Annotated in this window: 22 protein-coding genes, 1 other RNA gene and 1 pseudogene; 12 read left to right on the top strand and 12 right to left on the bottom strand. The window is 55.6% G+C overall.

The window, feature by feature from the left end:
* The first annotated feature begins 50 nt into the window (after positions 1–50).
* The 10 genes and pseudogenes from exuR to RHN82_RS12650 all read left to right on the top strand — a co-directional run bounded on the left by exuR (position 51) and on the right by RHN82_RS12650 (position 5,929).
* Complete coding sequence (gene exuR / locus RHN82_RS12695) at positions 51–827, top strand: transcriptional regulator ExuR (protein WP_003862635.1); 777 nt, start codon at positions 51–53, stop codon at positions 825–827.
* Between the two features lie 342 nt (positions 828–1,169).
* A complete protein-coding gene (gene yqjA, locus RHN82_RS12690) occupies positions 1,170–1,832 on the top strand; it encodes a DedA family general envelope maintenance protein YqjA (RefSeq protein WP_003862638.1) in 663 nt (220 codons plus the stop codon).
* A gap of 2 nt (positions 1,833–1,834) precedes the next feature.
* Entirely contained in the window at positions 1,835–2,218 is a 384-nt protein-coding gene (gene mzrA, locus RHN82_RS12685; RefSeq protein ID WP_047051209.1) for an EnvZ/OmpR regulon moderator MzrA, read from the top strand.
* Between the two features lie 143 nt (positions 2,219–2,361).
* Positions 2,362–2,730, top strand: coding sequence for a DUF1090 domain-containing protein (locus RHN82_RS12680; RefSeq protein WP_047051210.1), 369 nt, complete (start codon positions 2,362–2,364; stop codon positions 2,728–2,730).
* Between the two features lie 29 nt (positions 2,731–2,759).
* The gene (locus RHN82_RS12675) at positions 2,760–3,065 is read left to right on the top strand and encodes a YqjD family protein (protein WP_003862645.1); all 306 of its coding nucleotides are present in this window, start codon (positions 2,760–2,762) and stop codon (positions 3,063–3,065) included.
* A gap of 2 nt (positions 3,066–3,067) precedes the next feature.
* Positions 3,068–3,466 carry a phage holin family protein gene (locus RHN82_RS12670; RefSeq protein ID WP_003862647.1) on the top strand — a complete coding sequence of 133 codons (399 nt, stop codon included), beginning with the start codon at positions 3,068–3,070 and terminating at the stop codon, positions 3,464–3,466.
* Entirely contained in the window at positions 3,463–3,759 is a 297-nt protein-coding gene (locus RHN82_RS12665; protein ID WP_003862649.1) for a YqjK-like family protein, read from the top strand. The genes RHN82_RS12670 and RHN82_RS12665 overlap by 4 nt, the downstream gene beginning before the upstream one ends.
* 247 nt (positions 3,760–4,006) lie before the next feature.
* Positions 4,007–4,398, top strand: a pseudogene (locus tag RHN82_RS12660) (DoxX family protein).
* A 72-nt stretch (positions 4,399–4,470) separates the two neighbouring features.
* Positions 4,471–5,457 carry a glutathione S-transferase family protein gene (locus RHN82_RS12655; RefSeq protein ID WP_047051211.1) on the top strand — a complete coding sequence of 329 codons (987 nt, stop codon included), beginning with the start codon at positions 4,471–4,473 and terminating at the stop codon, positions 5,455–5,457.
* Between the two features lie 106 nt (positions 5,458–5,563).
* Positions 5,564–5,929, top strand: a complete 366-nt coding sequence (locus RHN82_RS12650; RefSeq protein ID WP_000384149.1) for a DUF805 domain-containing protein — start codon at positions 5,564–5,566, stop codon at positions 5,927–5,929.
* 38 nt (positions 5,930–5,967) lie between these two features.
* On the opposite strand, the gene yhaJ is transcribed toward RHN82_RS12650, so the two are convergent.
* Complete coding sequence (gene yhaJ / locus RHN82_RS12645; RefSeq protein WP_003862655.1) at positions 5,968–6,870, bottom strand: DNA-binding transcriptional regulator YhaJ; 903 nt, start codon at positions 6,868–6,870, stop codon at positions 5,968–5,970.
* Positions 6,871–6,974: 104 nt separating this feature from the next.
* Between yhaJ and RHN82_RS12640 the strand changes: the two genes are divergently transcribed.
* Complete coding sequence (locus RHN82_RS12640) at positions 6,975–7,676, top strand: pirin family protein (RefSeq protein ID WP_003862658.1); 702 nt, start codon at positions 6,975–6,977, stop codon at positions 7,674–7,676.
* A 92-nt stretch (positions 7,677–7,768) separates the two neighbouring features.
* Here the strand turns inward: RHN82_RS12640 and RHN82_RS12635 are convergent, their stop codons facing one another.
* The 11 genes from RHN82_RS12635 to garL form a co-directional block, all read right to left on the bottom strand.
* Positions 7,769–9,073 carry a serine dehydratase subunit alpha family protein gene (locus RHN82_RS12635; RefSeq protein ID WP_047051212.1) on the bottom strand — a complete coding sequence of 435 codons (1,305 nt, stop codon included), beginning with the start codon at positions 9,071–9,073 and terminating at the stop codon, positions 7,769–7,771.
* 20 nt (positions 9,074–9,093) lie between these two features.
* Positions 9,094–10,425: an amino acid permease gene (locus RHN82_RS12630; protein WP_047051213.1), complete on the bottom strand. Its 1,332-nt coding sequence runs from the start codon at positions 10,423–10,425 to the stop codon at positions 9,094–9,096.
* A 274-nt stretch (positions 10,426–10,699) separates the two neighbouring features.
* Positions 10,700–12,994, bottom strand: coding sequence for a formate C-acetyltransferase (gene pflB, locus RHN82_RS12625; protein ID WP_017693941.1), 2,295 nt, complete (start codon positions 12,992–12,994; stop codon positions 10,700–10,702).
* A gap of 15 nt (positions 12,995–13,009) precedes the next feature.
* Positions 13,010–14,218: a propionate kinase gene (gene tdcD / locus RHN82_RS12620; RefSeq protein WP_047051214.1), complete on the bottom strand. Its 1,209-nt coding sequence runs from the start codon at positions 14,216–14,218 to the stop codon at positions 13,010–13,012.
* 30 nt (positions 14,219–14,248) lie between these two features.
* Positions 14,249–15,580 carry a threonine/serine transporter TdcC gene (tdcC, locus tag RHN82_RS12615; RefSeq protein WP_047051215.1) on the bottom strand — a complete coding sequence of 444 codons (1,332 nt, stop codon included), beginning with the start codon at positions 15,578–15,580 and terminating at the stop codon, positions 14,249–14,251.
* A 10-nt stretch (positions 15,581–15,590) separates the two neighbouring features.
* Complete coding sequence (gene tdcB, locus RHN82_RS12610) at positions 15,591–16,580, bottom strand: bifunctional threonine ammonia-lyase/L-serine ammonia-lyase TdcB (RefSeq protein WP_047051269.1); 990 nt, start codon at positions 16,578–16,580, stop codon at positions 15,591–15,593.
* Between the two features lie 96 nt (positions 16,581–16,676).
* Positions 16,677–17,597, bottom strand: coding sequence for a transcriptional regulator TdcA (gene tdcA, locus RHN82_RS12605; RefSeq protein WP_003862670.1), 921 nt, complete (start codon positions 17,595–17,597; stop codon positions 16,677–16,679).
* A 672-nt stretch (positions 17,598–18,269) separates the two neighbouring features.
* An RNA gene (gene rnpB, locus RHN82_RS12600) (RNase P RNA component class A) lies at positions 18,270–18,646 on the bottom strand.
* A gap of 32 nt (positions 18,647–18,678) precedes the next feature.
* Positions 18,679–19,824 carry a glycerate 2-kinase gene (gene garK / locus RHN82_RS12595; protein ID WP_047051216.1) on the bottom strand — a complete coding sequence of 382 codons (1,146 nt, stop codon included), beginning with the start codon at positions 19,822–19,824 and terminating at the stop codon, positions 18,679–18,681.
* Positions 19,825–19,880: 56 nt separating this feature from the next.
* Positions 19,881–20,771, bottom strand: coding sequence for a 2-hydroxy-3-oxopropionate reductase (garR, locus tag RHN82_RS12590; RefSeq protein WP_017382435.1), 891 nt, complete (start codon positions 20,769–20,771; stop codon positions 19,881–19,883).
* 21 nt (positions 20,772–20,792) lie between these two features.
* Complete coding sequence (garL, locus tag RHN82_RS12585; protein ID WP_032669109.1) at positions 20,793–21,563, bottom strand: 2-dehydro-3-deoxyglucarate aldolase; 771 nt, start codon at positions 21,561–21,563, stop codon at positions 20,793–20,795.
* A gap of 367 nt (positions 21,564–21,930) precedes the next feature.
* Between garL and garD the strand changes: the two genes are divergently transcribed.
* Positions 21,931–23,502 (top strand): galactarate dehydratase, encoded by a 1,572-nt coding sequence (gene garD / locus RHN82_RS12580; protein WP_047051217.1) that lies wholly within the window; start codon positions 21,931–21,933, stop codon positions 23,500–23,502.
* Positions 23,503–23,510 lie beyond the last annotated feature (8 nt).

Below are 23,510 nucleotides of genomic sequence, written 5' to 3'. Positions count from 1 at the left end.
ACGCAAAAGTGGTATAACAAATCATTCGCCGTACCCTGTCTGGAGCGCATATGGAAATCACCGAATCACGTCGTTTATATCAACAACTTGCCGCCGAGCTGAAAGATCGCATCGAGCAAGGGGTCTATCTTGTCGGTGATAAACTTCCCGCTGAGCGTTTCATTGCGGATGAAAAAAGCGTCAGCCGCACGGTGGTCCGCGAAGCTATCATCATGCTGGAAGTGGAAGGGTATGTTGAGGTACGCAAAGGATCCGGCATTCATGTGATTTCCAGCCAGGCGAAACACTCCCCCACCCCGGACGAAAGTCTGGAGTTTGCCAGCTACGGTCCGTTTGAGCTTCTCCAGGCACGCCAGCTGATTGAAAGCAACATTGCGGAATTTGCTGCAACGCAGGTGACCAAGCAGGACATCATGAAGCTGATGGAAATCCAGGATCACGCGCGTAAAGAAAAATGTTTCCGCGATTCCGAATGGGACCTGCAATTCCACGTCCAGGTCGCCCTTGCGACTCAGAACACGGCGCTGGCGGCAATCGTTGAAAAAATGTGGACTCAGCGCGTTCACAACCCGTACTGGAAGAAATTGCACGATCACATTGATTCCCGCACGGTGGATAACTGGTGTGACGATCACGACCAGATTCTTAAAGCCCTGATTCGTAAAGATCCGCATGCGGCGAAACTGGCAATGTGGCAGCACCTGGAGAACACCAAACAGATGCTGTTTAATGAAACAAGTGATGACTTTGAATTTAACGCTGACCGCTATCTTTTTGCCGATAATCCGGTCGTTCACCTCGATACCGCGACCAATCTCGCAAAATAATCCCCCGAACGGCTGGCAGGCGCACCGCCGCGCCTTCCGGCCAGACAGGGTAAGAAAACCTCTATAGTGTCAGCCTTTGTAAAATTTCTCGCTCCCCTCCGTGGCTTACGCCAAAATCGTGTTTCCCCTCAAATTCTGTGACGCAGAACGTCGGGCTTTGTTACAATTGGATTCACTTCGTTATTTTGTAAGTTAGTGCTTGCTAACCAGCCAATTAACAGGGAACAGTGTTGGCCACACATCAATGTGTCCGCGAGCGACCATAATGAAATCATAACAATGTCGCCGTGCTGTATTTCCCGAATTACAGGCGTGACGTTAACCGATTTCCAGGAACACTGAATGGAACTTTTGACCCAACTACTGAACGCCCTCTGGGCTCAGGATTTCGAAACGCTGGCCAACCCGTCCATGATTGGCATGCTCTACTTTGTATTATTTATGATCCTGTTCCTTGAGAACGGTCTGCTGCCTGCTGCCTTTTTACCCGGAGACAGCCTGCTGGTGCTGGTCGGAGTGCTCTGTGCAAAAGGGGCGATGGCTTTCCCGCAAACGGTCCTGCTTTTGACCATTGCCGCCAGCCTGGGCTGCTGGGTGAGTTACATTCAGGGACGATGGCTGGGCAATACGCGAATCGTTCAGAACTGGCTTTCGCACCTTCCGGCACATTACCACCAGCGGGCGCACCACCTTTTCCATAAGCATGGGCTTTCCGCCTTGCTGATCGGCCGCTTTATCGCATTCGTACGCACCCTGCTGCCCACCATTGCGGGCTTGTCCGGCCTGAGCAGCACGCGCTTCCAGTTCTTTAACTGGATGAGCGGCTTGCTGTGGGTACTGATCCTGACCACGCTCGGCTACGCGCTGGGTAAAACGCCGGTCTTTATGAAATACGAAGACCAGCTGATGTCTTGCCTGATGCTGCTGCCTGTCGTTCTGCTGGTGTTTGGCCTGGTCGGGTCCCTGGTCGTACTGTGGAAGAAGAAATACGGAGCCAGGGGTTAACGATGGTTATCTCCCCGCTCGCGCTGCGCCGCTTCTCTTACGCCATCGTCGCGCTGATGATGTTCAGCGCTCTTATCCTGCTGTGGTCTGCGCTTCAGCATCAGGAGTCGACGCTGGCTATCCGTCCTGTGAGCCAGGGAACCAGCGTGCCGGATGGTTTTTCCATCTGGCATCATCTGGACGCGAACGGGATCCGCTTTAAGAGCATCACGCCGCAAGACGATGTGCTGCTGATAAAATTTGACTCCAGTGCGCAAAGCGCCGCGGCGAAAGCCGTGCTGGACCGCACGCTGCCGCAGGGTTACATCATCGCGCAACAGGATGAGGACAGCCACGTCGCCTCCTGGATGTCACGGTTACGCGACACGTCGCATCGATTTGGTTAACGACTAATATTCCGAATATTTTCACCTACTTTGGTGAAACTCCCGTTTACTTACTATGCTTAAGTACGCGGAGCACCCCTCAGATGTTCTCCGCTTAGTTCTGGAACACGGCTTACGCCGTAACACAATGGAAGGTTTCTATAATGAAATACCGCATCACTCTGGCTCTGGCCCTTTTTTCTTTAAGCACAGCTTCTTTCGCGATGTCTCTTTGTCAGGAGAAAGAACAGGATATCCAACGCGAAATCAGTTATGCCGAAAAGCATAACAATCAGCACCGGATCGACGGGCTAAAAAAAGCGTTGAGCGAAGTGAAAGACAACTGTACGGACAGCAAGCTGCGTGCCGATCATCAGAAAAAAATCGCTGAACAGAAGGACGAGATAGCCGAGCGCCGTCAAGACCTTCAGGAAGCGAAAGCTAAAGGTGATGCGGAAAAAATTGCCAAGCGCGAGAGGAAGTTGCAAGAGGCGCAGGACGAACTGAAAGCGCTGGAAGCTCGCGATTATTGAGTTAACGGAAATCTCAACAGGAGAGAATCATGTCAAAAGATACAACTTCAGAAAATCTGCGCGCTGAACTGAAATCCCTGGCGGACACCCTGGAAGAGGTGCTGAACTCTTCTGCCGATAAATCGAAAGAAGAAGTAAGCAAACTGCGCAGCAAAGCGGAGCAGGCACTGAAAGAGAGCCGTTACCGTCTGGGTGAAACCGGTGATGCGCTGGCGAAACAGACCCGCGAAGCGGCAGCGCGCGCAGACGAATATGTACGTGATAATCCATGGACGGGTGTGGGTATTGGCGCCGCAGTGGGTGTGGTGCTGGGTGTCCTGCTGACGCGTCGTTGATTATGGAAGATCCACGTCACGCACAAGGGCCTGCTAAAAACGTCCTCGGCATCGGCCAGCGTATTCTGACGACGCTGGTCGGGATTGCCGAAACGCGCGTCCGGCTTGCGGTAGTGGAACTGGAAGAGGAGAAAGCCAACCTCTTCCAGATGCTGCTCATGCTTGGACTTACGATGCTCTTTGCCGCGTTTGGTCTGATGAGCCTGATGGTGTTAATCATCTGGGCTATCGATCCCCAATATCGTCTGAACGCGATGATTGCGACTACCGTGGTTCTGCTGGTGGCGGCGCTGATAGGCGGTATCTGGACCCTGCATAAAGCGCGCACGTCGACCTTCCTGCGCCATACGCGCCAGGAGCTGGCCAACGACCGCGCCCTGCTGGAGGATGATAAGTCGTGAGCGACAAAGCCGAACGTCAAAAGCGGAAAGCGTATCTGTTGAGCCAAATCCAGCAGCAGCGGCTGGATCTCTCTGCCAGCCGTCGCGACTGGGTTGAAGCCACGCATCGGTTTGACCGCGGCTGGAACACGGTCCTGAGCCTGCGCTCATGGGCGCTGGTCGGCAGCAGCGTGATGGCAATCTGGTCGGTTCGGCATCCTAACATGCTGATCCGCTGGGCACGCCGCGGCTTTGGCGCCTGGAGCGCATGGCGTCTGGTGAAAACCACGCTGCGACAGCAGCAGTTGCGCTAGCCTTCTTGCCGGGTGACGCTGCGCTTACCCGGCCTACGATTGCATGTAGGCCGGGTAAGGCGTAGCCGCCACCCGGCAAAACCCCCTCCCTTACTCAATATCTTTGAAGAAGATTAACAGTTTTCCTTGCTAACATTTGCCATCCGCCCCGTTTACACTCCTCTCCATCGACAGCAAAGACGCGGTATCTACCCGAATTTGCACACAAATAACGTTTAGCCGCTGATGTGGTTTCCTGGAGAGTAAAATGAAAAAATTAGAAGATGTTGGTGTACTGGTAGCGCGTATTCTGATGCTTTTCTGTTCATCACCGCAGGCTGGGGCAAAATTACCGGCTATGCGGGCACTCAGCAGTATATGGAAGCGATGGGCGTGCCGGGGTTCCTGCTGCCACTGACCATTCTGCTTGAGTTCGGCGGCGGCCTGGCAGTGCTGTTCGGTTTCCTGACCCGCACCACGGCGCTGTTCACCGCAGGCTTTACCCTGCTGACCGCGTTCATCTTCCACAGCAACTTTGCGGAAGGCGTGAACTCCCTGATGTTCATGAAAAACCTGACCATCGCGGGTGGCTTCCTGCTGCTGGCTATCATGGGCCCGGGCGCCTACAGCATCGACCGTCTTCTGAATAAGAAGTGGTAAGCAGGCTATACTGATTACATTCAAAGCGAGGAGACATCTCCTCGCTTTTGCTATCTGACGGAGGAGTAAAAAATGGGACAACTCGTAGACGGCGTCTGGCAGGATGTCTGGTATGACACCAAATCCACCGGTGGACGCTTTAAGCGCTCTGTTTCGGCCTTCCGTAACTGGCTGACTGCCGACGGCGCACCCGGCCCGAGTGGCGAAGGGGGCTTTGCGGCGGAAAAAGATCGTTATCATCTGTATGTTTCTCTCGCCTGTCCGTGGGCGCACCGCACGCTGATTGTGCGCAAACTTAAAGGTCTCGAATCGTTAATTCCGGTTTCGGTGGTTAACCCGCTGATGCTGGAAAACGGCTGGACGTTCGACAGTGACTTCCCGGCCGCGACGGGGGATGAGCTTTATCATCACGATTTCCTGTATCAGCTCTATTTGCGCGCCGATCCGCACTACACCGGGCGCGTAACGGTGCCTGTGCTGTGGGACAAGAAAAACCAGACGATCGTCAGCAATGAATCCGCTGAAATCATTCGCATGTTCAATACCGCGTTTGACGCGCACGGTGCCCGCGCCGGGGATTACTACCCGGTTGAGCTGCGCGAGAAAATTGACGAGCTGAACGGCTGGATCTACGACAACGTCAACAACGGCGTCTACAAAGCGGGCTTTGCCACCAGTCAGGAAGCGTACGACGAAGCGGTCGGCAACGTGTTTGGATCCCTGGGGCGCCTGGAGCAGATCCTCGGCCAGCATCGTTATTTAACGGGCGATCGCCTCACCGAAGCAGACATCCGCCTGTGGACGACGCTGATCCGCTTTGATCCGGTGTATGTCACCCACTTCAAGTGCGACAAGCATCGCATCAGTGATTACCTGAACCTGCACGGTTTCCTGCGCGACATCTATCAGATGCCAGGGATTGCGGAGACGGTCAACTTTGACCATATTCGCACCCATTATTTCCGCAGTCATAAGACCATCAACCCAACGGGCATTATCTCCATTGGCCCGTGGCAGGACCTGGATGAACCGCACGGGCGCGACGTGCGTTTCGGATAATTATTTAGGGAATCAATTGATTCCCTTTTTTAATTCACAGCATACATCTATCCTTACCTCGATCGCTTAGAAAACAAGTGATTGACTGATTAAGAGGCAAGGAAAAATGGACTGGTATTTAAAGGTACTGCGCAACTATTTTGGTTTTGGTGGCCGCGCCCGCCGCAAAGAGTACTGGATGTTCGTTCTGGTGAACTTCGTCCTGATTATGGTGCTGGGCATTGTGGACAAGATCCTCGGCTGGGAACGCGAGGGGGGTGAAGGCATTCTCACCACTATTTATGGTGTGTTAGTTCTGCTGCCTTCATGGGCCGTACTGTTTCGTCGTCTCCACGACACCGATCGTTCGGCGTGGTGGCTGCTGTTGCTGTTGATCCCGCTTATCGGCTGGATCGTGATTTTGATTTTCAACTGTCAGAGCGGAACGCCGGGCGAAAACCGCTTTGGTCCGGATCCTAAAGCAAGCGCGTAAATTCTGCCCGGTGGCGCTTACGCTTACCGGGCCTACGCTTATTTGTTGTGGTGGGCAAAGAGCTTGGGAATTTCACGCAAACACCACGATTTGGCTTCGCCCATGCTGTCACGACGCCACGCCATAATGATATCCACTTCGCTGGTGTATTCCGGGCTGACGACGCGCAGCCGCCCTTCTGCAATGTCCTTTTCGACAAACGGGTACGGCATCGTCGCCACGCCCAGCCCCGCCAGGAGCGCCTGACGCTTATCTTCCAGTGACGTTACCGTCAGTCGCGGCTGTTTATCCAGCAACTGTACCGTTAACACCGGGCGCTCTCGGGCGGTATCCGCGACCGCCACGCCGCGGTATTTCACGCGCGTGACCTCAGAGAGCGGCTCCGGCTCCTGATGGATCGGGTGATCCGGGGCGGCGACGTAGACGTTCATCACGCTGTACAGTTTGCGCGAATTGATTTCTGACGATGAGCGGAAATGCATGTCCGGCGCAATGACGATATCCGCCCTGCCCGTCTCAAGACGCTCCCACGCCCCGGCCAGCACCTCGGTGATGATCGACAGCTGGGTATTGGCTTTCGCGGCCAGTCTGTCCACCAGCGGGAACAGCGCCTCGGTGGGCACCAGCGCTTCGGTCACTAACGTCAGATGGGTTTCCCAGCCGCGGGCCAGCGCTTCGGCATCGGTCGTCAGCTTATCCGCCGCTTCCAGCAGCACACGACCGCGCTCCAGCAGCATCCGCCCAACGTTAGTGAATTTTGTTCGATGACCGGAACGATCGAAGAGCACAACATCCAGCTCCTCTTCCAGTTTTTGCATGGTATAGCTCAGGGCAGACGGAACGCGCCCCAGTTCATCTGCCGCCGCGGCAAAACTGCCGCGCCTGTCAATCGCGTCCATAACGCGAAGCGCCTCAAGCGTCAATGCTCTCTCTTTAGCCATCTCGTTCTCATTCAGGAAATTTGAACATACCAGGCAGAATATCTGGCTAACAATGCAGCGTCCATACCTTTACCATTGATTTAGTGTAAAGAGAGGTCAAGTTTATGATTACGACAAGAACAGCGAAACAGTGCGGACAAGCCGATTTCGGTTGGTTGCAGGCCCGCTACACCTTTTCCTTTGGACACTACTTTGACCCTAAACTCCTCGGTTACGCTTCACTGCGCGTATTGAATCAGGAAGTGCTCGCCCCGGGCGCGTCCTTCCAGCCGCGCACGTACCCTAAAGTCGATATCCTGAACCTGATCCTGGAAGGCGAGGCAGAATACCGCGATAGCGAGGGCAATCATGTCCAGGCGAAGGCTGGCGAGGCGCTGTTAATTTCCACGCAGCCAGGTATTAGCTACAGCGAGCATAACCTCAGCAAAGATAAAACGCTGACCCGCATGCAGCTGTGGCTGGATGCCTGTCCGGAGCGGGAAAATCCGCTGGTGCAAAAGATCGATCTGAAGGGCGATCAACAGCAGCTGATTGCCTCGCCAGACGGCAGCAAAGGCAGCTTGCAGTTACGCCAGCAGGTATGGCTGCACCATATCGAACTGAAAAAAGGTGAACAGGCGAGCTTCCAGCTTCATGGCCCGCGTGCCTATTTGCAGTCCATTCACGGAACGGTGCATGCGGTCACGCATACGGAAGAGAAAGAAGCGCTCACCTGCGGTGACGGGGCGTTTATTCGTGATGAAGCGAATATCACCCTGGTGGCCGATACGCCGCTGCGCGCGCTGCTGATTGATTTGCCAGTTTAAGATTAACACGCCCCCTCGCTCGATCGGTTCCCTCTCCCTGTGGGAGAGGGTTAGGGTTAGGGTTAGGGTGAGGGGTAACGGGTTGGATTAAATCACAACACCTTACTCGCCATAATCTCAATGATCTGCCGGTCCGTCGCCTGCATTGAGCGGCACGCCAGGGCGCACAGGTTAGAGATAGACTGTTCCACGTCGTGCGCCACAATCCCCTCGTTACCCGTCACGGCAGTATCATCCAGCGCCATCATCACGGCTTTCCAGGCGCTGGTGACGCTGGTCGAGACCTTCATTGCGCAGCTGTTAGAAGCCCCATCGCAGATCATCCCGCTCACGTCGCCGATCATACTGCCGATCGCCATGGCAATGGTCTGGTAAGAACCGCCCATCAGCCACGCCATCCCCGCCGCTGCCCCCATTCCGGCCGTTGTCGCCGCGCACAACGCGGACAACCGCGGAAGTTGATAATGGATATAGATCGCCGACAGATGCGAGAGCATCAGCGCCCGCGCCAGCCGTTCGTCATCGGCCTGAACGTGCTCAGCCACCACCACTACCGGCATGGTGGCGGTGATGCCCTGATTCCCGGAACCCGAGTTGCTCATCGCCGGCAGCGTCGCGCCTCCCATGCGGGCATCCGAGGCTGCGCTGGTGCGGATAATAATGTCTGATCCCAGATCCTGCGCCATCCAGCCGCGTGCGCGCTGTTTATTGAGCGTCGCGCCAATATGCAGCCCCCAGTTGCCACGCAAACCTTCGCGGGAAAGCGCATCGTTCAGCCGCCCCGCATCAAGAATAAAGCGGATCGCGTCGAACGGCACCTGCTCCACAAACTCAAGGATCTGCGACAGCGTGGTGGTCGAGAGCACCGCCAGCGGATCGTCGTTGTTCTGGCTCTGACGATCGTCAAGCCTGAAGCGCGTTTCGCCCTGAAAAACTACCTCCACCACGCGAGTGTGCCCGCCAGCGATGGTCACCATCGCCGAGGATTCACCGACGTAAACGCAGGCGCGTGAATAGAGGATCTCCTCGCACGGCTCCTGCAATTTTACCTGCACCAGACCCGCGTTCAGCAGTGCTTTGGCGCGCGTTAGCGCCTCGTCCGATACGTCTTTCAACACCTCCAGCCCGGCGTGTGCATTACCGCCTGTCGCCCCCAGCGCGGCTGCGATGGGTAAACCGACCATACCGGTGCCGGGCACCGTTACGCCAAGCCCATTTTTCATCAGGTTCGGCGATACCCACGCCTCGATACGCGTTACCTCACCGGAAAGCTGTCCGGCAGCCATCGCGCACGCCAGCGCCAGCGAGACGGGTTCGGTACAGCCCAGCGCAGGCTTTACCTCTTCCTGCACGGCGCGAATAAAATGGTTCCATAAAGGATTAATTTGCTCAGACATCGTTACGACCTTATTTAACCTCATGAGAAGGCGAGGAAAGGAGAAACACAAAGCAGCAGCCCGGTAATCACAATAATCACCAGCGATACGCCTTTATATTTATGAAGTGCGGGCACTTTGTAGACCAGCCACGCCGGAATTAAGCAACCCACCATCCCGAAAATAGGGCTACAGATGGAGGTAAAACTCAGCACCGGCGCGTTTAACACAATCGCGCTCCAGGCCAGCAGGATGGCGAACAGCATAATCCCGCGCTGGACGGCATTTTCATTGATTTTCTCCGCCGGCATTTTGCGGCGCAGGATGTTCATCACGATGCCCTGCGTGGCCTCACGAAAGCCGAGATAGACGCCGAAGAACGCGGTCATCACGGCAAAAATATTGAGGATCACGCTGACGATTTTGACCCAGCCCGCACCGTCACCGCTGATGAACTGTGCTGCGATAGCCAGGGCGGAAATATTCTGCTCGTAGGCTTTTACCGCCTCGTCGTGCCCCATCGCCAGCGTAAAGGAGACCGCGTAGAAAAAGACCGTCACAAACAGCACGCCAAAGGCGATATTCATTGCCCGCAGCGCCTTATGACGCGCCACCTCTACGGATTTTTCCCGGGAACGATAGGAAATCACCATCGGGCTTAATGTCTGAATAAACAGAATGGAGGTTAAGGTGAAAGGCAGCGTAATAATGGCGTTTTTAATCAGCAGGCCCATCGGCGGCAGCATACCGACGTTGGCTAAATGCCAGAGGCCAATCATCGAAAGCCCCAGCGCCGCCACCACAAATAATTTGGTCAGCACCATCAGGCTGGAGACTTTAAACAGCAGTTTTTCACCGCGCGACGAAATGGCGACCAGAATGCAGATCAGGAATAAGCCGTAGAACGGATTTTCCGACAGCAAACCGTGGGTTACGCCGAAGGTGTGCAAATAGGAGGCGCTGTCGTTGGTGATAGCCGTGGAATAGACAAACATCCAGATCACCAGCATCACGAAATAAAGCGCACCCAATAAGATGCCCCAGTTTTTACCTAAATAACCGCTAATGACGCTCGGGTAATCTTTACATTCCGGTGATTCCGCCAGCGTATTAATAAACAGGCGCTGGAACAGGTACATAGCCGGATAACCAATTATCGACGAGAGTAAAAATACCCACAGCCCCATTAACCCAACCTGCACCGGAAGAAAAACAATACCCGCGCCGATAGCCATCCCGATACTCATGATGACCCAGCCCGTATCGGTGCTGTCGAATTTAATCGCCTCTCGCCATTCGCTTTCGCTCATTCCCGCCCGCCTTGCCGCAGGGGAATCACTCACAATCACACTGCTGTTTGTTGCCATATTCATGGGGCACTCGCTTATTTTGTAGGGTAACTAGTTGTTTTTATAAGGTTCCGATCGCCAGCGATTGCGAGTCAGAAGGTGCAGGTGTGAGTTATTGGTATGGGGAGATCATATCCGGAGAGCGGGAGAAAAAAGTCACAAGTTTTATAGGGATTTTATAAGGCGTGAGGAAAATATTACTTCTGAACAGCAGAAAAAAGAGTGAGTTTTCTAAAATCGACCGAGTTCACAAAATTAAAAGCCTCCTCATTTGAGGAGGCTGAAGATGGAGCCTGCATTACATCGCCTGCGTAAACGTCCTCGAAATTACGTCCTGCTGCTGCTCGCGCGTCAGAGCATTAAACCGTACCGCATAGCCTGAAACGCGGATCGTCAGGTTCGGATAGTTCTCCGGGTGGGCGACGGCATCCAGCAGCATCTCCCGGTTCATCACGTTGACGTTCAGATGCTGACCGCCCTCAATGGTCGCTTCGTGGTGGAAGTACCCATCCAGCAGCCCGACAAGGTTGGTTTTGCGCACCGGCTCGTCCTTGCCCAGTGCCTGCGGCACGATGGAGAAGGTGTAGGAGATCCCGTCTTTGGCATAGGTGAACGGCAGCTTGGCGACCGAGGTTAACGACGCCACTGCCCCTTTTCTGTCGCGCCCGTGCATCGGGTTGGCGCCAGGCGCAAACGGCGTGCCGCCGCGACGTCCGTCCGGCGTGTTGCCGGTCTTCTGGCCGTAAACCACGTTGGAGGTGATGGTCAGGATCGACTGGGTCGGTACCGCGTTGCGGTACGTCGGCAGCGCCTGGATTTTCTTCATAAAGCGCTCAACCAGATCGCAGGCGATACTGTCCACGCGATCGTCGTTGTTGCCGTACTGCGGATAGTCGCCTTCGATGACGAAATCGACCGCCAGACCAGTGTGGTCGCGCACCGGTTTTACCGTGGCGTACTTGATGGCCGACAGGGAATCCGCCGCCACCGACAGCCCGGCAATGCCGCAGGCCATGGTGCGGTAGACGTCCCGGTCGTGCAGCGCCATCAGCGAGGCTTCGTAGCTGTATTTATCATGCATGTAGTGAATGAGATTCAGCGCGCTGATGTACTGCACCGCCAGCCAGTCCATGAAGTGATCGAGGCTCGCCATTACGGTGTCGTAATCCAGTACCTCATCCAGCAGCGGCTCGGTTTTAGGCCCCACCTGGATCTTCAGCTTCTCATCCACCCCGCCGTTGATTGCGTACAGCAGCGTTTTGGCGAGGTTGGCGCGTGCGCCGAAGAACTGCATCTGCTTGCCGATCACCATCGGGCTGACGCAGCAGGCAATGGCGTAGTCGTCGCTGTTGAAGTCGGCGCGCATCAGATCGTCGTTCTCGTATTGCAGCGAGGAGGTGACGATCGACACCTGCGCGGCGTATTTCTTGAACGCGATCGGCAGTTGTTCGGACCAGAGGATCGTCAGGTTTGGCTCCGGCGCAGGCCCCATGGTGTGCAGGGTATGCAGGTAGCGGAAGCTGTTTTTGGTCACCAGCGTGCGGCCATCCAGCCCCATGCCGCCAATCACTTCCGTGGCCCAGATCGGATCGCCGGAGAAGAGCGTGTCGAACTCCGGCGTGCGCAGGAAGCGCACCATGCGGATCTTCATGATGAAGTGGTCGATCAGCTCCTGGGCCTGAACCTCATTCAGCCTTCCTGCCTGCATGTCGCGTTCAATGTAGATATCGAGGAACGAGGCCGTGCGCCCCAGTGACATCGCCCCGCCGTTCTGGGACTTCACTGCGGCAAGGTAGGCAAAGTAGACCCACTGCACCGCTTCCTGCGCATTCATCGCCGGACGTGAAATATCAAAGCCATAGTTCGCCGCCATCTGCTGGATTTGGAGCAACGCACGTTTATGCTCCGCCAGCTCCTCGCGCAGGCGGATCGTGGCCTCCAGATCTTCTCCGCGCTCCAGTTTCCCCTGGAGATCGGCGAACTGAAGTTCGCGCTCGCGCACCAGATAGCTGATGCCGTACAGCGCCACGCGGCGGTAGTCGCCGATGATGCGTCCACGCCCGTAGCCGTCCGGCAGACCGGTCAGCACGCCCGATTTGCGGCAGCGCATCATCTCCGGGGAGTAAACGTCAAACACGCCCTGGTTGTGGGTTTTGCGCAGGTCGGTGAAGAGATATTCAAACTGCGGATCCATCTCGCGACCGTAGGCTTCGAACGAGCTGCGGATCATGTTGATCCCGCCGTACGGATGCAGGGCGCGCTTGAGTGGCTTGTCGGTTTGCAGGCCGACGATCGTCTCCAGCTCCTGATCAATATAGCCCGGCCCGTGCGCGGTAATGGTGGTGGCGATGTTGGTGTCAAAATCCACCGGAGCGTGGGTGGCATTCTCCTGGCGAATGCCGACCATCACCTTCTGCCACAGCGCCGTCGTTGCTGGCGTCGCCTGCGCGAGGAAAGCTTCATCGCCTTCATAAGGGGTGTAGTTATGCTGAATAAAATCGCGCACGTTAATGGCGTTTTTCCATTCTTCACCGCGAAACCCGGCCCATGCGTCGCTGTAAGGCGCGACGCCCGTATCGATTGTAACTTTCATCAGATTCTCGCTTTATCAGGCGTAAGCCGCAGCCGGAGTAACCTTCCCAAGACGGAGGGCATCCAGCGCGATCATTTTTTCTTCATTGGTAGGGATCACCGCGCAGGCCGCGCGGGACGACTCGGTGGAGATCACGCGCTCGCCCGCGCTGCCCGGCAGGGCATTTTTGGACTCGTCGAGGATGATGCCAAACACCTTAAGATGCTCCACCACCAGCGCGCGGATAAGCACGGAGTTCTCACCGATCCCCCCGGTAAACACCACGCCATCCAGACAGTGCAGGGACGCGGCATGACCGGCGATATGTCGTGCAATCCGGTGGACAAAGGTCATTATTGCCAGCCGCGCCCGCTCGTTGCCGTCATGCCAGGCTTTCTCCAGCGCGCGCAAATCGGAGGAGATACCGGAGATCCCCAGCAGCCCGGACTCTTTGTTGACCACGCGCTCCAGATCATCGAACGACTGGCCGGTCTGCCTGGCAACCCACGCCATCGCGCCAAAATCCACGTCGCCGCAGCGCGTGCCCATCACCAGTCCTTCAAGCGGCGTCATCCCCATGGACGTATCCACGCTTTCGCCGTTACGCACCGCGCAGATGGACGCCCCGTTGCCGAGATGGGCAATCACCAGGCCGCTGTCATCGGGAGAGAGCCCGAGAAGCGCGTGCGCCTGCGCCGACACGTAGCGATGAGAGGTGCCGTGGAAACCGTAGCGGCGCACGCCCAGCTCTTCAAAATAGCGGTACGGCAAGCCGTACAGATACGCCTGCGGCGGCATGGTCTGGTGGAAGCTGGTATCAAATACCGCCACCTGCTGCACGCCGGGGAACAGGCGCCCGGCGGCTTCCACGCCGCTCAGGTTGGCGTAGTTATGCAGCGGCGCCAGCGGGGAGACCTGGCGGATCTGCGCCATCACCTCTTCCGTGATCAGGGTTGACTCGCTGAAGAGATCGCCGCCGTGGGCAATGCGATGGCCAATCAAGGCCACGCTGCCCATCAGGTTGCGTTTCTCCAGCTCCAGCGCGATGGCGGCCAGCGCCCCTTCGTAGTCCTGGTGAGCCAGTCTGACTGGCTCACCCCCATTGACGGAAATAAAGGCTTTTTCAGTGTTGATGCCGTCCGCAATGCCCGTCATCAGAGCATCGCAGCTTGCGGCGTCCAGCACCGAGAACTTAACAGAGGACGATCCGCAGTTAATGACCAGTACTACCGGAAACTCAATCATGGTATGGCTCCGCTCTTCCTGAGCTTTGGTTTAAAACAGTTTGTACACGATGTTCAGAATGGTCAGCAGGCCGACCACGGTTACGAAGATGTTCTCGGTCCGGCCTTTATATTTCGCCAGCGCAGGCGCCTTGCGGATGGCGTACATCGGCAGCAGGCACAGCAGAGAGGCGATAATTGGCGCGCCCATGGCTTCAATAAGGTCCAGGATGTTCGGGTTGGCGTAGGCCACAATCCAGGTGGAGCCCATGATGAAGACCATGCTGATGGTGTTCAGCTTGCCCACGGAGACTTTCTTCTTGTCGCCCTTGTAACCGAACTTGATGATCAGACCGTTCAGCCCCTCCAGCGTGCCCAGATAGTGGCCGAAGAAGGATTTAAAGATAGCGACCAGCGCGATGATGGAGGCGCCGTATTCCAGCACCGTGGCGAACGTGGATTTACTGCCTGACATCGACGCAAAGTGGTTCGCCAGGTAAGAGAGCACCGGAATGTTCTGCGCTTTGGCGTCCGCCATATTCTGCGGAGAGAGCGTAAACAGGCAGCTAAAGGCGAAGAACATCACCACCGCCACCATCAGCAGGCTGGCGCGACCGATGATTTTGGAACATTTCTGCTCGGTAAACTCTTTCCCGAACTCTGGCTCGTACTCTTCGCGCTTGGAGACCACAAACGAGGAAACGATAGGCGAGAAGTTGAAGGAGAAGACCATGATGGAGATGCCCAGCCACACCGTGACCAGAATGCCGTCATGACCGGTGAAGGCGATATCGCTCAGGTTAACCTGGTCGATCACCGCCGAGTTCCAGTACGGGATCAGCGAGAGAGAAATCAACACCAGGCTGGCGATGAACGGGAACACCAGGTAGCTCATCACCTTCACCATCAGGTCTTTACCGAACCAGATAACAAAAGCCATCAGCAGCAGCAGGAACAGCGCCACCACGCCGCGGTTCAGGGCGGGCATCTGGAGCTGGTTTTCCCAGAAGGTCATAAAGGTGTTGGTAATGGTGACGCCGTAAATCCACAGCAGCGGGCAAATGGCAAAGAAGTAGAGGAAGGTGATCACCACCCCGCCGGTCTTACCAAAATGCTCCTCCACCGTTTCGGTGATGTTGCCGGAGACGTTACTGCCGGACAAACACAGACGCGCCAGCGCGCGGTGGCAGTAAAAGGCAATCGGGAACGCGAGTACCAGCATCAGCAGGATGGGGATCAAGCCGCCAAAGCCTGCACGGATAGGGAAGAACAGCACGCCTGCGCCAATGGCGGTACCAAACAGGCCGAGCGTCCAGGTGGTATCCGATTTACGCCAGGTGGACGTTTTTGTCTGGCCAACGATAATGCTTTCTGTGTTGCTCATAAGTCATCCTTTATGCGTCAACGAAGCCGGTAATTTGGGAAACACGGGAGAGATCAATATTGCCGCCGGAAATAATGCAGACGGTTTTACGGCCCTGGATATAGTGGTCCAGTTTGCCGCTTAATAACGCCGCGCACGCCAGCGCACCGGCACCTTCAGTGACCACTTTATTTCGCTGAATAAGCGCGATCATGCTGTTGCGAATCTCGTCTTCGCTGACCAGCACAATGTCATCGACTAATTCACGAACAATTTCGAAGGTTAATTTACCCGGGCGAGACACGTCGCAGCCGTCGGCTAATGTGCCGGTGACGCGATGGTTGGTTATTTCTCCCGCCTGATACGATGCCGCCATTCCGTGCACGTTTTCAGACTGCACGCCGATAATATTAATGGTCGGGTTGATGGATTTAATTGCTGTCGCAATACCGGCAATTAAACCGCCGCCGCCGATGGGGACAATCACGTTATCCACGTCATATAAATCTTCGAGGATTTCCAGGCCGATGGTGCCCTGGCCGGCAATGACTTTCGGATCGTCGTAAGGCGGGATAAATATGCGCCCTTCCATCTCGACGATTTCACTCACTTTGGCGATGGTGTCGTTAAAGTTCTCGCCGTGCAGCACCACTTCGGCAGAGTAGTCGCGCGTGGCGGCAACCTTGGATTTCGGCGCGCCCATCGGCATCACCACTTTGCCGTCGATGCCGAGCATGGCGCAGGAGAGAGACACCCCCTGCGCGTGGTTCCCTGCGGAACAGGCCACCACGCCCTTGCGTTTTTCCGCATCGGTCAGCGAGCTTAATTTATTGAACGCACCACGTATTTTAAACGAACCGGTACGCTGCATATTTTCAAATTTCAGGAATATCTCACCCTTACACCGTTCGCTCAGATAATTCGAGCGCGGCATACCGGTTTTATAGATCTTTCCCGCCAGTCTTTTTCTGGCGTCCTGAATATCTTCAATAGTCACCGGGAGTTCGTAAGTAATGTGCATAATATCCTCGTTATAATAATTCATTGTTTTCAGGCAAAGTCAGGGTATCAGAGCGTTAAAAAGCGTCGCTCCGGGTGTTTTAAATCATCATTATTTTTATCGTCGTTTTTCGGTATTCATCGACGAATATTGTTTTGCCAGTTCAACTAATACTGACGCCGATTTTTTAATACTGTAATTTTTTGACCACACGGCGGCATAACGCGCCACGGGTAATTCATCTTCCACCGGCAGGACAATAAACTGGTCCGAGCCGAATGGCGCAATCATGTCACGGGGGATCACCGTCAGGTAATCGGCATTGAGGACAAGGTTATAGATGGTGACGACAGAATCGGTCTGGACGATATTTTCAATGCTGATGTGGTTGTCTTGCAGGGTGGTCAGGAGTTCGTTGTAGTAGCCCATATCGGTTTGCGGCATCACCCACTGCTCATGCGTGAGCGATGCCAGTCTGGTCGGGCCGGTGCACGTTCGTGATTTACTCGCCACCAGCACAAACTCGGATTCAAACAGTGGCTCAACGTGAAGATCCTGAAGCTGCATCCCGTCGCTCAGCGTGCCGATGGCGAAATCCAGCCGGCCATCGCGAATGGCGGGCAGGAATGAAGAGAGCTGCGCTTCATACATTGAGACGCGCGCTTTCGGGAACACTTCCTTGAATTTTTTGATCATCCCGGACAGGAAGGTGAAGCCAATCAGCGACGGATAGCCGAAGGAGACGTCCATGACGGTACTGAAGCTGAGGCTGTTGATCTCGCTCACCATGTTTTTCATTTCGCGGGTGATCGACTCAGCGTAGGACAGCAGCACCTGACCGGCGGCAGTGAGTTTTACGCCGGTGTTTTTACGCACCATCACTTCCACCCCAAAGTAAGATTCGATGTCGCTGATGATTTTGCTGACGGCAGGTTGCGTCAGCCCCAGTTGTCTTGCAGCAGAACCTATGGAGCCACTTTTGATGACTTCCTGAAATACCACGAGGTGCTGTGTTTTCGGTAGAATAATAGTATTCATAATATTCTGCGCTTATTTCCCTATGACGCAGCGGATTCTACCCAATATTGTTTCAGGGGGTATGTGCTGTTACTCACAATTTGCCATGACGCCCTTTTTACCACTGCATTCAAAACCGATTTATCACCTTATTAATCAAAGAGTTAAGCAACTTAAAATACGCAATTACGCTGATATTGATCAACAAAATCCGCAGTAATAAATTTATTTTATGGCAATAACCTGCGTGAATTTTTTTGCCTTAAAAATATTAATAAAGACTATCTTTCAGGCAATTAAAGGTTAATAAACCACCATTATTCTTTTAAAACATTTTTGTGGTTTATCAACTTTACCAGGAATATTTATTCAGTTCCCGGTTAAAGAGTGGGATATATCACACATTCACCAGAAGAATGTTTTTAGATTCAATATTAAATTATCAAATGAATAACATTCGGCATCACTGACTAAACATTTACAACATCTGCTCAACACTAAAATTTTCTAATTTTATAGCGTTAAATTTTGTGATTACGATCATGCGCAGCAGATGAAAGGAACGGATATCCGGACAGACAGTGAAATGTGCTTAGCGTCGCAAAATTGAGAATTGATGTCGTTTGGCGCTTCGCTTACCCGGCCTGCAACCTTCTGAAAGCAAAAACCCCGCCGAAGCGGGGTTTGGTAAGAAGTTGAAGCTGACCGATAAGCCGGGTTCTGTCGTGGACAGTCATTCATCTAGGCCAGCAATCGCTCACTGGCTCAAGCAGCCTACCCGGGTTCAGTACGGGCCGTACCATGTGAACCCCTATTTGGCCTTGCTCCGGGTGGAGTTTACCGTGCCACGGACTGTTACCAGCCGCGCGGTGCGCTCTTACCGCACCCTTTCACCCTTACCTGATCCCGCTTGCGCGGGCCATCGGCGGTTTGCTCTCTGTTGCACTGGTCGTGGGTTTCCCCCCCAGGCGTTACCTGGCACCCTGCCCTGTGGAGCCCGGACTTTCCTCCCCTCCGCCCGTCTCCCCCGAAAGGGACGACGACGAAGCGGCGACTGTCTGGTCAGCTTCGGCGCGCAGTATAGAGGGTTTGCGCGCCGCTGTCACCCCTGGCTACGCATGCCTACCTGCAATGTGGCCGCGATATTCCGCGAGGCGCGGTAAATGTTGTCATACGCTCCCTGGAACGCCTCTTCCAGTGAGCCGATGCGGGTCAGTACGCTGAACACCGCGTCGATGCCGTACTGATGCACCACACCCACATCCTGCGTCAGACTTCCGGCAATCCCGATCACCGGCTTATGGTATTTTTTGGCGACGCTCGCCACACCGACGGGCACTTTGCCATTAATGCTCTGGCTGTCGATGCGCCCTTCCCCCGTCAGCACCCACGTGCAGTCGTGAATATGTTCTTCAAGATTGAGCGCCTGAGTGACAATCTCGATGCCGCTTTTCAGCTCAGCGCCCAGGAAGGCCATCAGCGCCGCGCCCATGCCGCCCGCGGCGCCAGCCCCCGGAACCCGGTTGACGTCAATGCGCAGCGATTTTTTGATCACCCCGGCGTAGTGGCTAAGATTGGCGTCGAGTTCGAGGATCATCTCCTCCGTGGCGCCTTTTTGCGGGCCAAAGATACGCGACGCGCCGCTTTCACCGACCAGCGGATTCGTCACGTCACAGGCGACGCGGATTGCGCACCCCTGAAGACGCGGATCGAGATCGGAAATATCAATCCGGTTAAGCGCCATCAGGCTGCCGCCGCCGTAGCCGATCTCCGTCCCGTTCGCATCCGTAAACCTCGCGCCCAGCGCCTGCATCATGCCTGCGCCCCCATCGTTGGTTGCGCTCCCGCCGATACCGATAATGATGTTGCGCGCGCCTTTACCCAGCGCGCTGAGGATCAGCTCCCCCGTCCCGCGCGACGTCGTGACCAGCGGGTTACGCTGCGCGGGAGGAACAAGCACCAGGCCGCTGGCGGCGGCCATCTCGATAAACGCGGTGGTACCGTCGCCCGACATCCCCCAACTGGCCTTCACCTTTTCCCCTAACGGGCCGGTGACGACAGCCTGCTGCCAGGCGCCCTGCGTCGCGGCGATCATCGCTTCAACCGTACCTTCTCCGCCGTCAGCAACGGGAACAGACACGTAATGAGCGTCGGGGAAAATTTCCCGAAATCCTTTTTCTATCGCCTGCGCCACCTCAGTGGCAGACAGGCTTTCTTTATAAGAGTCTGGCGCGATTACGATTTTCATAGTTGTATGCCTGAGCCGTAGGCCCGGTAAGCGTCACGCCACCGGGCGGGACGTCATTAGCGAGCAATTTCAACCTTCGCCAGTTTTTCGTAATAGCACGCTAACGCGCTGTGATCGGCGGTGCCCAGACCGTCCGCACGCAGCGCCTGCATCATCTCCATGACGGCGGCAGTCAGCGGCAACTGCGCGCCCACGCCGTGGGAGGTATCCAGCGCATTCGCCAGATCCTTAATGTGCAGATCGATGCGGAAGCCCGGCCTGAAGTTACGATCCATCACCATCGGCGCCTTGGCATCCAGCACGGTGCTGCCCGCCAGACCACCGCGAATGGCCTGATAGACCAGATCCGGATTGACGCCCGCTTTGGTGGCCAGCGTCAGCGCTTCGGACATGGCCGCGATGTTCAACGCCACAATCACCTGGTTTGCCAGCTTGGTGACGTTGCCTGCGCCAATTTCACCGGTGTGCACCACGGAGCCAGCCATGGCTTTCATCAGGTCGTAGTATTTGTCGAACACGGCTTTATCGCCCCCGACCATCACCGACAGGGTGCCGTCGATGGCTTTCGGTTCGCCGCCGCTGACCGGCGCATCCAGCATCTCCACGCCCTTCGCTTTCAGCGCCTCGCTGATTTCGCGGCTTGCCAGCGGTGCGATAGAACTCATGTCGATCACCACCAGGCCCGGCTTCGCGCCGTCGATAATGCCATTCTCACCCAGCGCCACCTCTTTCACGTGCGGGGAGTTTGGCAGCATGGTGATAATCACGTCGCACTGCTCAGCAATTGCTTTTGCGGTTGTCGCCGTTTCTGCGCCAGCCGCAATCACCTCTGCCACCGCGTCTGAATTACGATCTAAAACCACCAGTGAGTAACCTGCTTTGATGAGGTTTTTGCTCATTGGTTTGCCCATGATACCCAGGCCAATAAAACCCACTTTCAGCGTCATAATCTGTTTCCTCAATGATGGTTATTTTTTAAAAGCGTCCGCTAATTTCTGCGTGGCGGCGCGGAATACGCCGAGATCGCTGCCCACGGCAACAAACGTTGCGCCCCACTCCAGGTAGCGGCGGGCATCGGCTTCCACTGGCGCCAGAATGCCGCACGGTTTACCGTGCGCTTTGGCACGGGCAAAAATGTGCTGAATTGCGCGCTGCACGTCCGGATGGCTGGCGTTACCCAGATGACCAAAGGCGGCCGCCAGATCGCTCGGGCCGACGAAAATGCCGTCTACTCCCTCCGTCGCGGCAATGGCGTCGACGTTATCGACCCCCTGCTGGCTCTCGATCTGAACCAGAATGGTGATGTTCTTGTTGGACTGGGCGAAATAGTCCGGCACGGTGCCAAACATGTTGGCGCGGTGCGAGACGGAGACGCCGCGGATCCCTTCCGGTGGATAGCGGGTCGCCGCCACGGCCAGCACCGCTTCTTCTTCCGTTTCAACAAACGGGATCAGGAAGTTGTAGAAGCCGATATCCAGCAGTCGCTTGATGATCACCGGCTCGTTGGTGGGCACACGCACCACCGGCGCGCTGTGGCTGCCTTTCAGCGCCATCAGCTGCGGAATAAACGTGCTGATATCGTTTGGCGCATGTTCGCCGTCCAGCACCAGCCAGTCGAACCCGGCCAGGCCCAGCACTTCGGTGCTGATGGGGTTGGCCAGCGCAGACCAGCAGCCAATCTGAATCTGGTGCGCCGCAAGGGCCGCTTTAAATTTATTCGGGAAGATATCGTTACTCATTACTTATACCTTTTTTAATTCCGCAGTTTTAGCCAGTAGCTTTTCTTATTTATTCCGACTCAGCGTCAGCGTTATATTTATTTTCCTGACTGAATTTTGGCGTTATAAAATCGTCATTCAGTATAATCGCCACCACCCGGCAGTACATTGTTTCAATGCTCAATTATCCAACGGGAGCAGCACGCTATTTTGAGCATATGCCCAATGCAGTGGGCGCTGATGCACAGAATCAACGATTAGTGGTTCGGGAGCGATCGCGATCACATTCTCACCTTTCCTCTCCTGACATTCTTTATTTCCTCAATAAGAAACAATTAACCATCTGGCTATATTTAGTATCAGATATTTTGCTGGAGAAGAGTGAACAATGGCCGATATTGAAATTCGACAGGCGTCGCCGACGGCGTTCTATATAAAAGTGCACGATACCGATAACGTGGCGATTATTGTCAACGACAATGGCTTAAAAGCTGGCACCCGCTTTCCGGATGGCCTGGAGCTGATTGAGCACATTCCGCAGGGGCATAAAGTCGCACTGGTCGATATTCCGGCGCAGGGCGAAATCGTGCGCTACGGCGAAGTCATCGGCTATGCGGTGCGCGCTATCCCGCAGGGTAGCTGGATTGAGGAGTCGCTGGTTGAGCTGCCCACCGCCCCTCCGCTGGAGTCGTTGCCGCTGGCTACCCGCGTCCCTGAGCCGATGCCTCCGCTGGAGGGTTATACCTTCGAGGGTTACCGCAACGCGGATGGCAGCGTGGGCACCAAAAACCTGCTAGGCATCACCACCAGCGTGCATTGCGTGGCGGGCGTAGTGGATTACGTGGTGAAAATTATTGAGCGCGATCTGCTGCCGAAATACCCCAACGTTGACGGCGTGGTGGGTCTTAACCATCTGTACGGCTGCGGCGTGGCGATCAACGCACCCGCAGCGGTCGTGCCGATCCGCACGATTCACAATATCGCCCTTAACCCAAACTTTGGCGGTGAGGTCATGGTGATTGGCCTCGGCTGTGAAAAATTGCAGCCAGAACGCCTGTTGCAGGGTACGGAGGATGTGAAAGCCATTCCGGTTGACGATGCCAGTATTGTGCGTCTTCAGGATGAACACCATGTCGGCTTCAGATCGATGGTCGACGACATTTTACAGGTGGCAGAGCGCCATCTGGAGAAGCTGAACAAACGCCAGCGTGAAACCTGCCCGGCCTCTGAACTGGTCGTTGGGACACAGTGTGGCGGCAGCGATGCGTTTTCCGGCGTCACCGCTAACCCGGCGGTCGGTTATGCCTCCGATCTGTTCGTGCGCTGCGGCGCCACGGTGATGTTCTCCGAAGTGACCGAAGTGCGTGATGCTATCCACCTGCTCACGCCGCGCGCCGTCAACGAAGAGGTGGGCAAACGCCTGCTGGAGGAGATGGCCTGGTACGATAACTATCTCGACATGGGCAAAACCGACCGCAGCGCCAACCCGTCTCCGGGTAACAAGAAAGGCGGCCTGGCCAACGTGGTGGAAAAGGCCCTCGGGTCGATTGCCAAATCCGGCCAGAGCGCGATTGTGGAAGTGCTCTCCCCTGGCCAGCGACCAACCAAACGCGGCCTGATCTACGCGGCAACGCCTGCCAGTGATTTCGTGTGCGGCACCCAGCAGGTGGCATCCGGCATTACGGTACAGGTCTTTACCACCGGGCGCGGCACGCCGTACGGCCTGATGGCGGTACCGGTGATCAAAATGGCGACCCGCACCGAGCTGGCAAACCGCTGGTATGACTTAATGGATATCAACGCGGGCACCATCGCCACCGGGGAAGAGAGTATTGAAGAGGTGGGCTGGAAGCTGTTCCACTTCATTCTGGATGTGGCAAGCGGGCGGAAGAAAACCTTCTCCGATCAATGGGGATTGCATAACTCGCTGGCGGTGTTTAACCCGGCGCCGGTGACGTGATGGCCCCT

It is taken from the genome of Enterobacter cloacae complex sp. EB5, assembly GCF_031432835.1.
Lineage (GTDB): Bacteria > Pseudomonadota > Gammaproteobacteria > Enterobacterales > Enterobacteriaceae > Enterobacter > Enterobacter hormaechei_C.
Note: the sequence above shows the minus strand (reverse complement) of the source record. Positions and strands in the feature narration are given on the sequence as shown.

Coding starts and splice junctions, on each gene's coding strand:
- RHN82_RS12630 (WP_047051213.1), bottom strand. CDS start 10,425: ATGAATATGGCAACAAACAGCAGTGTGATTGTGAGTGATTCCCCTGCG.
- RHN82_RS12680 (WP_047051210.1), top strand. CDS start 2,362: ATGAAATACCGCATCACTCTGGCTCTGGCCCTTTTTTCTTTAAGCACA.
- exuR (WP_003862635.1), top strand. CDS start 51: ATGGAAATCACCGAATCACGTCGTTTATATCAACAACTTGCCGCCGAG.
- tdcD (WP_047051214.1), bottom strand. CDS start 14,218: ATGATTGAGTTTCCGGTAGTACTGGTCATTAACTGCGGATCGTCCTCT.
- RHN82_RS12670 (WP_003862647.1), top strand. CDS start 3,068: ATGGAAGATCCACGTCACGCACAAGGGCCTGCTAAAAACGTCCTCGGC.
- tdcC (WP_047051215.1), bottom strand. CDS start 15,580: ATGAGCAACACAGAAAGCATTATCGTTGGCCAGACAAAAACGTCCACC.
- garL (WP_032669109.1), bottom strand. CDS start 21,563: ATGAGTAACGATATCTTCCCGAATAAATTTAAAGCGGCCCTTGCGGCG.
- mzrA (WP_047051209.1), top strand. CDS start 1,835: ATGGTTATCTCCCCGCTCGCGCTGCGCCGCTTCTCTTACGCCATCGTC.
- pflB (WP_017693941.1), bottom strand. CDS start 12,994: ATGAAAGTTACAATCGATACGGGCGTCGCGCCTTACAGCGACGCATGG.
- garK (WP_047051216.1), bottom strand. CDS start 19,824: ATGAAAATCGTAATCGCGCCAGACTCTTATAAAGAAAGCCTGTCTGCC.
- garD (WP_047051217.1), top strand. CDS start 21,931: ATGGCCGATATTGAAATTCGACAGGCGTCGCCGACGGCGTTCTATATA.
- RHN82_RS12655 (WP_047051211.1), top strand. CDS start 4,471: ATGGGACAACTCGTAGACGGCGTCTGGCAGGATGTCTGGTATGACACC.
- tdcB (WP_047051269.1), bottom strand. CDS start 16,580: ATGCACATTACTTACGAACTCCCGGTGACTATTGAAGATATTCAGGAC.
- yqjA (WP_003862638.1), top strand. CDS start 1,170: ATGGAACTTTTGACCCAACTACTGAACGCCCTCTGGGCTCAGGATTTC.
- RHN82_RS12635 (WP_047051212.1), bottom strand. CDS start 9,073: ATGTCTGAGCAAATTAATCCTTTATGGAACCATTTTATTCGCGCCGTG.
- garR (WP_017382435.1), bottom strand. CDS start 20,771: ATGACGCTGAAAGTGGGTTTTATTGGCCTGGGTATCATGGGCAAACCA.
- yhaJ (WP_003862655.1), bottom strand. CDS start 6,870: ATGGCTAAAGAGAGAGCATTGACGCTTGAGGCGCTTCGCGTTATGGAC.
- RHN82_RS12675 (WP_003862645.1), top strand. CDS start 2,760: ATGTCAAAAGATACAACTTCAGAAAATCTGCGCGCTGAACTGAAATCC.
- RHN82_RS12650 (WP_000384149.1), top strand. CDS start 5,564: ATGGACTGGTATTTAAAGGTACTGCGCAACTATTTTGGTTTTGGTGGC.
- RHN82_RS12640 (WP_003862658.1), top strand. CDS start 6,975: ATGATTACGACAAGAACAGCGAAACAGTGCGGACAAGCCGATTTCGGT.
- tdcA (WP_003862670.1), bottom strand. CDS start 17,597: ATGAATACTATTATTCTACCGAAAACACAGCACCTCGTGGTATTTCAG.